The organism is Pseudomonas sp. FW305-28 (assembly GCF_017351395.1).
In the GTDB taxonomy this organism is placed as follows: Bacteria; Pseudomonadota; Gammaproteobacteria; order Pseudomonadales; family Pseudomonadaceae; genus Aquipseudomonas; species Aquipseudomonas fluorescens_AA.
Map to the genome: position 1 here is coordinate 23,188 of NZ_JACNDD010000006.1, position 13,237 is coordinate 36,424.

Consider the following 13,237-nt stretch of genomic DNA (forward strand, 5'->3'; position numbering starts at 1 on the left):
ACTCATACAGAGGAGCGCCGTTTTTTTATTTGGTCGGGGCGCCCAGATCAAAAGCAAAAGCCAGGCGGCCTTATAGCCGACCCGCCTCTCTGGCTGCACCCCAATCAACTGTGGGAGCAAGCTTGCTCGCGATTGCGGTGTATCAGCCAACATCGATGCCGCTGACCTGACGCCATCGCGAGCAAGCTCGCTCCCACAATGGGATCATCGGGTACAGCCGGAGGAGACAGGTCGGCTATAAGGCCGCCTCGCTTTTGCTTTGCTTTGCTTTTGCTTTTGATCTGGGCGCCCCATTAACCACGCCGGCCGAACGCAGGCATTGCGCAGTGGGCATCCCGGCATGGATGCCGGGATAGCCGCGCTGGGCCATGGATGGCCCTTCGCGGCGGCCCACGGAGCAATGCCGGAGTGAGGGAACACCGAGCCTAGGCGAGGTGCCTAGTGGTGGGGCAAGGCGCTTTTGGTTACTTTTGGCGCCCTTTCAAAAGTGACCCGCCGTAAGGGCGGAACCGCCAGTAGCCGTTACCGCAGAAACGGATATACACACCAATCCACCAGTGAATGCAGCCAAAAAAAAATGCCCACATCTCACGACACGGGCATTTTCCTCAGCGAACAGCGAACAGCGAACAGCGAACAGCGAACAGCGAACAGATTACCTGCCCCGCTACTTCACCACCTTAAGACTAGGCCGACCACTAGGCCTCGGCGGCTCGTCATCCGGCGGTGGCAGGTCATCATCCGGCTCGAACTCTTCTTCACCGTCCAACGGCGCTTCCAGCTCAAACACCATGCCCTGGCCATTCTCCCGGGCATAAATCCCCAGAATCGCCGCAACAGGCACGTACAGGGTGTGTGGCACACCACCAAAGCGCCCTTCAAAACTGACGGCATCATTATCCATGTGCAGGTGACGCACAGCGGCTGGCGACACGTTCAGGACAATCTGCCCATCATTGGCAAAACCCTGCGGCACCTGCACCGATGGAAACTCGGCATTGACGAGCATGTGCGGGGTGCAATCATTGTCCACAATCCACTCGTAGAGCGCGCGGACCAGATAAGGTCGACTGGAGTTCATAGCGGCTCCCTAAGCCTTAGCGCATGTCGCGTTCGACACCAGACAGACTCGCCTGGAATGCCTCACGCGCAAATTGGCGCTCCATATAATCAAGCAGCGGCTTGGCAGGCCGCGGCAGTTCGATACCCAGAATCGGCAAACGCCAGAGTATGGGCAATAGGCAGCAATCCACCAGACTTTGTTCCTCACTGAGGAAAAACGGCTTGTCGACGAACAACGGCGATACGCCCGTCAGGCTTTCACGCAATTCCTTGCGCGCCACGACCCGCGCCGGCTCCTTGGTCCGGGAATCCAGGATCAGATCCACCAACCCGCACCAGTCACGCTGGATGCGATGGATCAGCAAACGGCTGTTGGCACGCGCGACAGGATAAACCGGCAGCAAGGGTGGATGCGGATAACGCTCATCCAGGTATTCCATCACCACGGTCGACTCCCACAACGCCAGGTCACGATCGACCAATGTGGGCAGGCTGCCGTAAGGGTTCACTTCGATCAGCTTCGGCGGCTGACGACCCGCTTCGACGTAAATGATCTCGGCGCTGACACCCTTCTCTGCCAGTACGATGCGTACCCGGTGGGAATAGTGGTCGGCGGGGTCGGAGTAACAGGCCAACCGATTGGTCACGCCCATGGCGATCCTCCTCGCTTGTTGAAATTATCGAAAAACGGAAAAACGAGCGCGCCCAGAGGGCGTCTCCCGTAACACCTGGCGGGCCAGGCTCGTTACATGTCTAGAGACGCCCTTGGGCGCGCACGATTCACAGCAATGGCTTACAGCTTTATCAATGCACGTCTTTCCAGTATTCACGCTTGAGCAGGTAAGCGAATACGAAGAAGAACGCCAGGTACAGCAATACATAGGTACCGATGCGCTGATGCTCCAGCTTCACCGGGTTGGCCGAGTAGGCCAGGAAGGTCACCAGGTTCTTGACCTTCTCATCGAACTGCTCCGGGGTCAGGCTGCCGGTGTTCGGCAATACGGTCAGCTGGTCGCAGGCTTCATGGGTCAAAGCGGAGCCAGTCAGCGGATCGAATTGCTTTTTGCCGTCTTCAACGATCTGAACCTGTTTGCAGCCTACCACCTGGCGCCCCTGGAGGCCGACCAGAACGTTAGGCATGCCGACGTTCGGGAAGACCTTGTTGTTCACGCCCCATGGACGTGCAGGGTCTTCGTAGAACGAACGCAGGTAACCGTAAAGCCAGTCGGTGCCACGCACGCGGGCAACCAGGGTCAGGTCCGGCGGCGCGGCGCCGAACCAGGTCTTGGCGTCCGCAGGCTGCATGCCGATGGTCATGTGATCGCCCAGTTTGGCACCGGTGAACACAAGCTTCTCGAGCATCAGCTCATGGGGGATACCCAGGTCATCGGCAACGCGCTCATAGCGCTGGAACTTGGCACTGTGGCAACCCATGCAGTAGTTGGCGAACGTACGTGCGCCGTCCTGCATGGCCGCTTTGTCGGAAACGTCGATGTCGACTTTTTCCAGCTCCGGACCACCGTGTTCAGCCGCGAAGGACAGTACAGGCATAGCAGCAAGAATCAGTACAGCAAATAGCTTTTTCATCAGCCAGTCACCCTTTCCGGAACCGGTTTGGTCTTCTCGAGCCTGGTGTAGAAAGGCATCAGAATGAAGTAGGCGAAGTACAGGAAGGTGCAAACCTGCGACAGCAACGTGCGCCCTGGTGTCGGTGCCAGTACGCCCAGCACGCCCAGGATCACGAACGAAATGCAGAACACCACGAGCCAGATCTTGCTCAGCCAGCCTTTGTAGCGCATCGACTTGACGGGGCTGCGGTCCAGCCACGGCAGGACGAACAGCACGGCAATGGCCGCGCCCATGGCGATAACGCCCAGCAGCTTGTCCGGGATCGCCCGTAGGATCGCGTAGAACGGCGTGAAGTACCAGACCGGGGCAATGTGCTCAGGGGTCTTGAACGCGTTTGCCTGCTCGAAGTTCGGCTTCTCGAGGAAGTAACCACCCATTTCCGGGAAGAAGAACACGATGGAGCAGAAGATGAACAGGAAGACCACCACGCCGACGATGTCTTTCACGGTGTAGTACGGGTGGAAGGCAATGCCATCCAGCGGTACGCCGTTCTCGTCCTTGTGTTTCTTGATGTCCACGCCATCCGGGTTGTTCGAGCCGACTTCGTGCAGCGCGAGGATGTGCAGCACCACCAGGCCGAGGATCACGATCGGCAGGGCGACCACGTGCAGGGCGAAGAAGCGGTTCAGGGTGATGCCCGAGATCAGGTAGTCACCACGAATCCACTGGGTCAGGTCGTCACCGATGACCGGGATCGCACCGAACAGCGAGATGATCACCTGGGCACCCCAGTAGGACATCTGGCCCCACGGCAGCAGGTAGCCCATGAAGGCCTCGGCCATCAGCGCCAGGTAGATCAGCATGCCGAAGACCCACACCAGTTCACGCGGCTTCTGGTACGAACCGTAGAGCAAGCCACGGAACATGTGCAGGTAGACCACGATGAAGAACGCCGAAGCGCCGGTGGAGTGCAGCAGACGCAGGATCGAGCCGTACTCGACGTCGCGCATGATGTATTCGACGGAGGCAAACGCTTCTTCCGCCGACGGGGTGTAGCTCATGGTCAGCCAGACACCGGTGACGATCTGGTTGACCAGAACGAGCAGCGCCAGGGAGCCAAAGAAGTAGAAGAAGTTGAAGTTCTTCGGAGCGTAGTACTTGCTGAGATGGTCTTCCCACATTTTGGTCGCGGGAAAGCGCGCATCAACCCAATCCATTAGTTTGCTCATCACGCTTTCTCCGTATCGACGCCAACGACAATGATGTCATCGGTCTCATAGGAATGCGGGGGAACTGGCAGGTTCAGAGGTGCAGGCTGCGACTTGTAGACGCGACCGGCCAGGTCGTAGTGGGAGCCGTGGCAAGGGCAGAAATAACCACCGACCCAGTCCTTGCCCAGGTCGGCAGGCGCCACTTCAGGGCGGAACGTTGGCGAGCAACCCAGGTGCGTACAGATCCCGATCAGCAGCAGGACCTCTGGCTTGATCGAACGCGTCTGCGGGTCGACATAGGTCGGTTGCGTAGAGTTCTTCGAGGACGGGTCGGACAACTGACCCTCGATCTTTTTCAGATTCCCCAGGATTTCCTCTGTACGGCGGACGATGAACACCGGCTGGCCGCGCCACTCAGCAATCATCTGCTGGCCTGGCTCGATCTTGCTGACATTCACTTTCACCGGTGCACCTGCGGCTTTCGCCTTGGCGCTGGGAAACCATGACCCCACGAACGGGACCGCAGCCCCCACCGCTCCTGCAGCACCCACCACGGATGTGGCTGCTACCAGGAAGCGACGCCGGCCTGCATTCACGCCGTCATTGCTCATTCAGTCCTCTCCCATCAGCTTTGTGGCCTGTTAGATCAGGCGTCTACTAAGTAAAAATCTGAACTTATAAAAATTTTGCCGAATGGTAATGAAAAGCCCCAATTCTGACAAGGTAATTACCAAGCGGCCAAACCGCCAAGCCTTGTAGTATAGGGGCTCTACGAATGTGGCAAGTTGTCACAGAGCAATTCTTTTGCCCATAAAAAAACGCCCAGCTCCGTGAGGAACTGGGCGCCTTTTGAAAGCGGAAGCGAAATTAACGCTTCGAGTACTGCGGACGCTTACGCGCTTTACGCAGACCGACTTTCTTACGTTCAACTTCGCGAGCATCGCGAGTTACGAAGCCGGCTTTGCGCAGAGCACCACGCAGAGTCTCGTCGTAATCCATCAGAGCGCGAGTGATGCCGTGGCGGATTGCGCCAGCTTGACCACTTACACCACCACCGATAACAGTGACGTAGATGTCGAATTTTTCGACGGTCTCGGTCAGTTCCAGCGGCTGACGAACTACCATGCGGGCAGTTTCGCGGCCGAAGAAGTTATCCAGGGAGCGGTTGTTGATGGAGATGTTACCAGTGCCCGGACGCAGGAAAACGCGTGCGGTTGCAGTCTTGCGACGGCCAGTGCCGTAATTTTGAGTCGCCGACATAATGAACTATTCCGTTAAAACTTCAGTTCTTGGGGCTGCTGAGCAGTATGAGGGTGAGCAGCGCCCGCATAAACCTTCAGCTTACGATACATGTCGCGACCCAGTGGGTTCTTAGGCAGCATGCCTTTAACCGCGGTCTCGATCACGCGCTCAGGGGCTTTGGCGATCAGCTTTTCAAAGTTGATCGACTTGATGCCGCCAGGAAAACCGGAGTGGGAGTAGTACATTTTGTCAGTGGTTTTAGCGCCAGTAACACGTACTTGCTCAGCGTTGATCACGACGATGTAGTCACCGGTGTCAACGTGAGGGGTGTACTCAGGCTTGTGCTTGCCACGCAGACGGCTCGCGATTTCGGTGGCCAGACGACCCAGGGTCTGACCAGCAGCGTCGACGACAAACCAGTCGCGCTTTACTGTTTCCGGTTTAGCAGTAAAAGTTTTCATTCTTTATAGCCTCAGGGGCCGCCCTGTAAATTAGACGGCGGATCTTACTGAATAGTGCGTACTTTGACAAGTCAAAGGCAGCCGGATACAGACGCTTTCGGGGGCTCGGGTCGGCGCGTCCGTTCAACGGCAAGATTCTTCGGCGGCGGCGCATCACTTCCACTGCAGAAAGAGGTGCGCAATTATGCAGATTGCGAAAAATATTTCAACCTGCTTTTATGATTGTTTTGCCCAAGGAGTTCCCGATGGACTATCGCCAGCTAGGCCGTACCGATCTGAACGTGAGTGCCCTGTGCCTCGGCACCATGACCTGGGGTGAGCAGAACAGCGAGGCCGAGGCCTTCGCCCAGATCGAACGCGCCAAGGGTGCCGGCATCAATTTCATGGACACCGCCGAGATGTACCCGGTGCCCCCCAAGGCCGAGACCTACGCCACCACCGAGCGCTACATCGGCAATTATTTCAAAAGCCGCGGCGACCGTGCCGACTGGATCCTGGCGAGCAAGATCGCCGGTCCCGGCAACACCATCGACTACATCCGCGACAAGAACCTCAAGCACAACCGCCAGCACATCGTCGAAGCGCTGGACGCCAGCCTCAAGCGCCTGCAAACCGACTACATCGACCTCTATCAGTTGCACTGGCCGGAGCGCAGCACCAACTTCTTCGGTCAACTGGGCTACCAGCACAAGGCCGACGAAACGTTCACCCCACTGGAGGAAACCCTCGAAGCCCTGGACGAACAGGTCCGGGCCGGCAAGATCCGCCACATCGGCCTGTCCAACGAAACACCGTGGGGCACCATGAAGTTCCTGGCCCTGGCCGAGGCCCGTGGCTGGCCGCGGGCGGTGTCGATCCAGAACCCGTACAACCTGCTCAACCGCAGCTTCGAGGTCGGCCTGGCGGAAATCGCCATCCGTGAACAGTGCGGCCTGCTGGCTTACTCACCCTTGGCGTTCGGCTTCCTGTCGGGCAAATATGAGAACGGCGCACGACCGGCCAAGGGTCGTTTGACGCTCTACAGCCGCTTCACACGCTATTTCAACGCTCAATCGGAAGCCGCGTGCAGCCGGTACGTGGCGCTGGCCCGTGAGCACGGCCTGGACCCGGCGCAGATGGCCCTGGCGTTCGTCACCCAACAGCCGTTCGTGACCAGCAACATCATTGGCGCCACCACCCTGGAGCAACTGGACAGCAACATCGAAAGCGCCGACCTGAAGCTGTCGGACGAAGTGCTGGCGGGGATCGAGGCGATTCACAAGGATCAGCCGAACCCTGCGCCTTGATTGATTCATAGGCCCCATCACGAGCAAGCTCGCTCCCACAGGGTTTCTGCGCCAATGCAGGAGCCCCATGTGGGAGCGAGCTTGCTCGCGATAGCGGACCCAAGCCCACCACCGCATCAAAGCGACCGCGCAATGATCTCCTTCATGATTTCATTGGTCCCGGCATAGATCCGCTGCACCCGCGCATCCGCCCATGCCCGGGCAATCGGGTATTCCCACATGAAGCCGTAGCCGCCATGCAACTGCACGCACTCGTCGAGCACCTTGCATTGCAGGTCGGTGCCCCAGTACTTGGCCATCGCCGCCGTCGGCACGTCCAGCTTGCCTTGCAGGTGCAGTTCCAGGCAGCGGTCGACGAAGACCCGGCCAATCTGGATTTCGGTAGCCATTTCCGCGAGCTTGAAACGGGTGTTCTGGAAGTCGGCGATGGTTTTGCCGAACGCCTTGCGCTCGCGGGTGTAGTCCAGGGTCCATTGCAGCGCCGCTTCGGCCGAAGCCAGGCCGCCGATGGCGACGGTCAGGCGCTCCTGGGGGAGCTCTTGCATCAGGTAGGCAAAGCCCATTCCGGCCTGCCCGAGCAGGTTGTCCTTCGGCACGCGGACATCCTGGAAAAACAGTTCCGACGTGTCCTGGGCCTTCATTCCGACTTTTTCCAGGCGCTTGCCCTTTTCGAAGCCCGGCGTGCCCGCCTCCACCAGGAACAGGCTGGTGCCCTTGGCACCAGCCTTGGGATCGGTCTTGGCGACCACAATCACCAGGTCCGCCAGGAAACCATTGGTGATGAACGTCTTGGAGCCGTTGATGACGTATTCGTCACCGTCCAGCACCGCCGTGGTCTTAACCCCTTGCAGGTCGGAACCGGCGCCCGGCTCGGTCATCGCGATGGCCGTGACCATTTCGCCAGACACCAGTTTCGGCAGGTACTTGTGTTTCAGCGCCTCACTGCCGTAATGCAGGATGTACGGCGCGACGATGTCGGAATGCAGCGAGAAACCGATCCCCGTCAGCCCCAGGCGGCCGATCTCCTCGATCACCACCGTGCTGTAGAGGAAGTCCGCGTCCAACCCGCCATAAGCCTCTGGAAGGTGCGAGCACAACATGCCCGCCTCCCCCGCCTTGTCCCAGAGCTGGCGATCGACATGCCCCTGTTTTTCCCACTGACTGTGGTACGGCACGGCTTCTTTTTCGAGGAAGGTTCGTACGCTGTCGCGAAACAATTCGTGCTCGGGACTGAACAGTGTTCTTGGGATCATGGCGCACCTTTGATTATTGTTGGACGTGGTTATCCGACAGAGCCTAAGCCTGCGGTGTACGACAGGACACTGGACACATCCGACAAAAAATAAGACGATCCAGCCGTCTAGTGACCACTTTCCCCTATAAAAAAAAAGATGAATTATGTCTATGCACGCCTCCACGCCCTTGCGGCGCGTCAGCATCCTGGCAATCGACCGGGTCTTCGCCTTCACCCTCATGCAAGCCAAGGATTTTTTCCACCTGGCCAGCCTGCGCTATGGCAAACAGCTGGGCCACGGTCTGACACCGGCGTTTGAAACCCGGCTGGTCAGCCCCGATGGCAAACCGGTGAACAGCTTCAGCGATGTGATCATGCCGGTGGACGGAGGCCTGGAAAACACCGACGTCATCATCCTGCCGGCCTTCTGGGATGATTTCGCCAACCTCTGCCAACGCTACCCCCAGGTACTGCCCTGGCTACGCGAACAACACGCTCGCGGCGCGGTCCTCTGCGGCGAAGCCACCGGGGTGTTCTGGCTGGCCGAAGCCGGTCTGCTCGACGGCAAGGAAGCGACCACCTACTGGCGCTTCTTCAACGCCTTCAAGGAGCGCTTCCCCCAGGTGCACCTGAACCAGGACAAGCACCTGACCGACGCCGACAACCTGTTTTGCGCCGGCGGCACGACCTCAGCCTGCGACCTCTACATTTACCTCATTGAACGCTTCTGCGGCGCCAATGTGGCCCAGGCCGTGGCGCGGGACATCCTGTATGAAGTGCAACGCAGCTATTCGCCGGGACGGATCGGCTTTGGCGGGCAGAAACTGCACCAGGACGTGATCATCCTGCAGATCCAGCAATGGCTCGAAGAGCACTTCGCCGATAAATTCCGCTTCGAGGATGTTGCCCGGGAGCATGGCATGAGCATCCGCAATTTCATGCGCCGCTTCCAGACCGCCACGGGCGACAAGCCGCTGCATTACCTGCAACGACTGCGGATCGAAACCGCCAAGGGCCTGCTCTCCGGCAGTCGCAAGAGCATCAAGACCATCAGCTACGAAGTCGGCTACGACGACGCGAGCTTTTTCGCACGGTTGTTCCGGCAACATACCGACCTGTCGCCGAACCAGTATCGGCAGCAGTTTCAGCAGGCGGCGTGAACCAGAGCTGAACGCAATCCCATGTGGGAGCGAGCTTGCTCGCGATGGCGGTGGTTCAGCAGGCCTAATGTTGACTGATAAGACGCCATCGCGAGCAAGCTCGCTCCCACAGGGTTTTGCAGTGAACGACTGATTTCGAGCGTACAAAAAAAGCCTGCAATCGCAGGCTTTTTTTGCTTTGCGAATCGCCCTACGGCTTATGCGCTCGCGACAGGAATTCGTGGGACTGCATCTCCAGCAAACGACTCAAGGTCCGCTGGAACTCGAAGGTCAGGCGACCGCCGGTGTAGAGGTCCTTGAGTTCGACTTCGGCCGAAATGATCAGCTTCACGTTACGGTCGTAGAACTCGTCGACCATGTTGATGAAGCGACGGGCGATGTCGTCGGTGGTGACGCTCATCTGCTCGACGCCGCTGAGCAACACGGCGTGGAAGATCTTGCCCAGCTCGATGTAGTCGTTCTGGCTGCGCGGGCCGTCGCACAGTTCGCGGAAGTCGAACCAGGCCACGTCGTCACAGGTGCGGATGGCGCGGATCTCGCGGTTTTCGATGATCAGCACATCGTTTTCCACCGCCTGGGTGCATTCCGGCGTCAGGGCGCGGAAGCTCTTGCGCAGGCTTTCTTCGGCGGCGGCATCCAACGGAAAGTGGAACAACTCCGCTTGTTCGAGGTGACGCAGGCGGTAGTCGACGCCGCTGTCGACGTTGACGATTTCGGTGTGTTCCTTGATCAGCGCGATGGCCGGCAGGAACCGCGCCCGCTGCAGGCCGTCCTTGTACAGGCCGTCCGGCACGATGTTCGAGGTGGCGACCAGGGTCACGCCATTCTTGAACAGCTCTTCCATCAAGGTGCCCAGGATCATGGCGTCGGTGATGTCGGAAACGAAGAACTCATCGAAGCAGATCACCCGGGTCTCGTCGGCAAAACGCTTGGCGATGATGGTCAGCGGGTTCTTCTCGCCCCCCAGGGTCTTCATTTCCTCGTGCACGCGCTTCATGAAGCGGTGGAAGTGCGTGCGTGTCTTTTCCTTGAACGGCAGCGCTTCGAAGAAGGTGTCCACCAGGTAGGTCTTGCCACGGCCAACGCCGCCCCAGAAATACAGGCCCTTGACCGGTGCCTGGTCTTTTTTGCCGAACAGTTTGCCCAACAGGCCCGGCTTGTTGTTCGAGGCCGCGACCAGGTCGTCGTACAGGCGCTGCAAATGCCGCACCGCCGTTTCCTGGGCTGCGTCGTGGAAGAACTCCGGGCGTTTCAGATCAGCTTGATATCGTTCTAGGGGCGTCATATTCGTTAGCAAGGCAACAAAAACGGGCCGTCACTGTAGCGATGGCCCAGAGGAATGGCAATCGGCCCTTATTCGGGCCGATGGTCGGGTGACGCGCCGCGATCAGTCCTGGGCAGGCGTCAGGGCAACGCGCAGCGCATCGATGGCCGCATCCCGGGCGGCGCTGTCGGCGAAGGCCGGGCTGTTCGCCACGCACTCACCGTCGAGCCAGACGCTGAAACCCAGGTCGTCGCTGCGCACGTCCAAGGGTTGGCCGGATTGCAATTGCTTGGTCACCTGCCCTGCAGTCTTGCCATCGGCAAAATTGTTCGAGAGCAACAGTTGCTCGCCATCGGCAGAAAGCAGGCGGAAACGGAAACTGCCGTCATCCTCGCGGAAGCTGACGAAACGAGCCGCCTTGGCCGCTTTCTTTTTGACCTGGGTTGCCACCTGGACCTGGCTGACGAACGAACGCAGGCCAACGGCCTCGCGCAGTTCGTTGAGGAACGGCGTTGCCACGGCCCGGGCCTTGCTCGCGCCCAGTTGCAGGATGTCTTCAAGGTCCGACGGACGTTCGATGAACTGGTGATAACGCTCGCGCGCTTCACCCAGCTCGTTGTCGAGCAACTGGAACAGGCGGTTCTTGGCTTCGCCCCAACCCAGGCCTTGCAGCAGTTCGCTGCGGAACTCGGCGGACTGTTCGGCAGTGGCGAAGGCCTGGAACAGGGTGAACAGGTGCGAATTGTCCGGATCCTTGGCTTCGCCCGGGGCACGGGAGTCGGTGACGATCCGCGAGATCGCGTCCTTCATGTCCTTGGCGCTGCTGAACAACGGGATGGTGTTGTCGTAGCTCTTGGACATCTTGCGGCCATCGAGGCCCGGCAGCGTGGCCACGCTTTCTTCGATCAGCGCCTCGGGCATGGTGAAGAACTCCTTGCCCTGGCCGAACAGGTGATTGAAGCGCTGGCCGATGTCGCGGGCCATTTCCACGTGCTGGATCTGGTCGCGACCGACCGGGACCTTGTGGGCGTTGAACATCAGAATGTCGGCGGCCATGAGGATCGGGTAGCTGTAGAGGCCCATGGTGACACCGGCGTCCGGGTCTTCGCCGGCCTCGACATTCTTGTCCACCGAGGCCTTGTAGGCGTGGGCACGGTTGAGCAGGCCCTTGGCCGCGACGCAGGTCAGCAGCCAGGTCAGTTCCGGGATCTCGGGAATATCGGACTGGCGATAGAACGTCACGCGGTCCACATCCAGGCCGCCGGCCAGCCAAGTGGCGGCGATCTCCAGGCGCGAACGCTGGATACGCAGCGGGTCATCGCACTTGATCAGGGCGTGGTAGTCGGCCAGGAAGTAGAACGAATCGGCGTTGCTGTCGCGGCTGGCGAGGATCGCCGGACGGATGGCGCCGGCATAGTTGCCCAGGTGCGGGGTGCCGGTGGTGGTGATGCCGGTCAGGATACGGGTACGCGTCGTCATGGGTTATCGCTTGTCAGACTGCTATCAATTCGAGAGGCGCGGCAGGATCAGATCCTTGAGATCGGTCAGCTTGCCATGAAAAAAGTGTCCGCATTCTGCCACTTTCAGCAGCTCATGGGGGCGTTGGAGCGTGTCGGACCATTCGTAAACCAGCTGCGGATCGACCACTTCGTCGGTTTCCGGCTGGATCACGGTCAATTCGCCACCGGTCGGCAAGGGCGATCGCTCGTCCAGGCGCATCACCGCCGGGGCCACCATGAACAGGTGCTTGACCGGTTGCCCCTGGGCTTCCAGGCGCCCGCCCAGGCTGGCGGCGACAAAGCCGCCAAAGGAAAAACCGAACAGGGTCAGGGGCAATTGCGGGTATTTTTCACGCAACCATTGGGCAACAGCCTGGGCGTCATCCACTTCGCCAGTGCCCATGTCATGGGTGCCGGCGCTGGCACCCACGCCACGATAATTGAAACGCAACGTAACGAGCCCAGCATCGCGGGCAGTGCGTTGCAGGGTCGAGACCACTTTGTTGAGCATGGTCCCGCCCTGCACCGGGTTCGGGTGGCAGATCAGCGCCAGGCCACGGGGGGCCTCGCTGTCCAGGTACAAGGCTTCCAGTTGGCCCACGGGGCCATCGATGACGACAGGGGTTTCGCGCATAAGCAAGGGAAAGAACTCCGTGACCCCGAATTGGGTCGACTCGTCTAGCTAAAGTCTGTGCCTGGCATGATTGCGATGTTCTTCGCGGTATACAGCGCAGGTCCGAGCCGTTAACGTAAAGCAAAGCCGTTTATAGAGGAAGGACTCGTGGAACACTCGCTCTTAGTTTGGTTGTTGCCGACTCTTGCCCTGGTTGCCGGTGTCGCCATTGGATTCCTGCTTGCCCGACTGCTGCCCAATGCGGTGCCCAACAGCACGCAACGTCAGCTGGACGACATTCAGGAACGTTTCGACAGTTATCAGAATGAAGTGGTCACCCACTTCAACAGCACCGCTTCTCTGGTGAAAAAACTCACCCAGAGCTACCAGGATGTCCAGGATCATTTGTCCGAGGGTGCCAATCGCCTGGCCCTGGACGAGCAGACTCGCCAGCGCCTGCTGGCCGCCCTGCAAGCCGATGCGGCACAGACTCCACGGGAACGCCTGACCCCACCAAAAGGGATCCAGGAACCGCCGCGGGACTACGCCCCCAAGGCCCCGAATTCGCCCGGCATGCTCGATGAGCATTACGGTTTGAAGAAGTAATTTGCGAGCGACACCAAAAGCCCGCCCGAT

Annotated in this window: 14 protein-coding genes; 3 read left to right on the forward strand and 11 right to left on the reverse strand. The window is 59.4% G+C overall.

Annotation, left to right across the window (positions count from 1 at the left end; translation table 11 throughout):
• Positions 1–667: 667 nt before the first annotated feature.
• The 7 genes from J4E53_RS02770 to rplM form a co-directional block, all read right to left on the reverse strand.
• On the reverse strand, positions 668–1,081 hold the full coding sequence (locus tag J4E53_RS02770; protein ID WP_053124982.1) for a ClpXP protease specificity-enhancing factor: 414 nt from the start codon (positions 1,079–1,081) through the stop codon (positions 668–670).
• A 16-nt stretch (positions 1,082–1,097) separates the two neighbouring features.
• Entirely contained in the window at positions 1,098–1,715 is a 618-nt protein-coding gene (locus tag J4E53_RS02775) for a glutathione S-transferase N-terminal domain-containing protein (protein WP_003178195.1), read from the reverse strand.
• A gap of 151 nt (positions 1,716–1,866) precedes the next feature.
• Positions 1,867–2,649: a cytochrome c1 gene (locus tag J4E53_RS02780; RefSeq protein WP_060740747.1), complete on the reverse strand. Its 783-nt coding sequence runs from the start codon at positions 2,647–2,649 to the stop codon at positions 1,867–1,869.
• Positions 2,649–3,860 (reverse strand): cytochrome bc complex cytochrome b subunit, encoded by a 1,212-nt coding sequence (locus J4E53_RS02785; RefSeq protein ID WP_030138561.1) that lies wholly within the window; start codon positions 3,858–3,860, stop codon positions 2,649–2,651. The genes J4E53_RS02780 and J4E53_RS02785 overlap by 1 nt, the downstream gene beginning before the upstream one ends.
• Positions 3,860–4,453, reverse strand: a complete 594-nt coding sequence (gene petA, locus J4E53_RS02790; protein WP_060740746.1) for a ubiquinol-cytochrome c reductase iron-sulfur subunit — start codon at positions 4,451–4,453, stop codon at positions 3,860–3,862. Before petA ends, J4E53_RS02785 begins: the two co-directional genes overlap by 1 nt.
• 256 nt (positions 4,454–4,709) lie before the next feature.
• Positions 4,710–5,102, reverse strand: a complete 393-nt coding sequence (gene rpsI, locus J4E53_RS02795) for a 30S ribosomal protein S9 (RefSeq protein WP_003205364.1) — start codon at positions 5,100–5,102, stop codon at positions 4,710–4,712.
• Positions 5,103–5,116: 14 nt separating this feature from the next.
• Positions 5,117–5,545 carry a 50S ribosomal protein L13 gene (rplM, locus tag J4E53_RS02800; RefSeq protein WP_003205365.1) on the reverse strand — a complete coding sequence of 143 codons (429 nt, stop codon included), beginning with the start codon at positions 5,543–5,545 and terminating at the stop codon, positions 5,117–5,119.
• 245 nt (positions 5,546–5,790) lie between these two features.
• Between rplM and J4E53_RS02805 the strand changes: the two genes are divergently transcribed.
• On the forward strand, positions 5,791–6,831 hold the full coding sequence (locus J4E53_RS02805; protein WP_060740745.1) for an NADP(H)-dependent aldo-keto reductase: 1,041 nt from the start codon (positions 5,791–5,793) through the stop codon (positions 6,829–6,831).
• A 116-nt stretch (positions 6,832–6,947) separates the two neighbouring features.
• Here J4E53_RS02805 and J4E53_RS02810 read toward each other — a convergent pair whose 3' ends face one another.
• A complete protein-coding gene (locus tag J4E53_RS02810) occupies positions 6,948–8,084 on the reverse strand; it encodes an acyl-CoA dehydrogenase family protein (protein ID WP_103308301.1) in 1,137 nt (378 codons plus the stop codon).
• Positions 8,085–8,328: 244 nt separating this feature from the next.
• Between J4E53_RS02810 and J4E53_RS02815 the strand changes: the two genes are divergently transcribed.
• The gene (locus J4E53_RS02815; protein ID WP_177431688.1) at positions 8,329–9,225 is read left to right on the forward strand and encodes a GlxA family transcriptional regulator; all 897 of its coding nucleotides are present in this window, start codon (positions 8,329–8,331) and stop codon (positions 9,223–9,225) included.
• A 190-nt stretch (positions 9,226–9,415) separates the two neighbouring features.
• Here the strand turns inward: J4E53_RS02815 and zapE are convergent, their stop codons facing one another.
• The 3 genes from zapE to J4E53_RS02830 all read right to left on the reverse strand — a co-directional run bounded on the left by zapE (position 9,416) and on the right by J4E53_RS02830 (position 12,622).
• Complete coding sequence (gene zapE / locus J4E53_RS02820) at positions 9,416–10,510, reverse strand: cell division protein ZapE (RefSeq protein WP_060740742.1); 1,095 nt, start codon at positions 10,508–10,510, stop codon at positions 9,416–9,418.
• Positions 10,511–10,612: 102 nt separating this feature from the next.
• Positions 10,613–11,968 carry a tryptophan--tRNA ligase gene (locus J4E53_RS02825; protein ID WP_060740741.1) on the reverse strand — a complete coding sequence of 452 codons (1,356 nt, stop codon included), beginning with the start codon at positions 11,966–11,968 and terminating at the stop codon, positions 10,613–10,615.
• A gap of 24 nt (positions 11,969–11,992) precedes the next feature.
• Positions 11,993–12,622 carry an alpha/beta hydrolase gene (locus tag J4E53_RS02830; RefSeq protein WP_060740740.1) on the reverse strand — a complete coding sequence of 210 codons (630 nt, stop codon included), beginning with the start codon at positions 12,620–12,622 and terminating at the stop codon, positions 11,993–11,995.
• A 147-nt stretch (positions 12,623–12,769) separates the two neighbouring features.
• Between J4E53_RS02830 and J4E53_RS02835 the strand changes: the two genes are divergently transcribed.
• Entirely contained in the window at positions 12,770–13,207 is a 438-nt protein-coding gene (locus J4E53_RS02835; protein WP_003205372.1) for a YhcB family protein, read from the forward strand.
• The last annotated feature ends 30 nt before the right edge of the window (positions 13,208–13,237 follow it).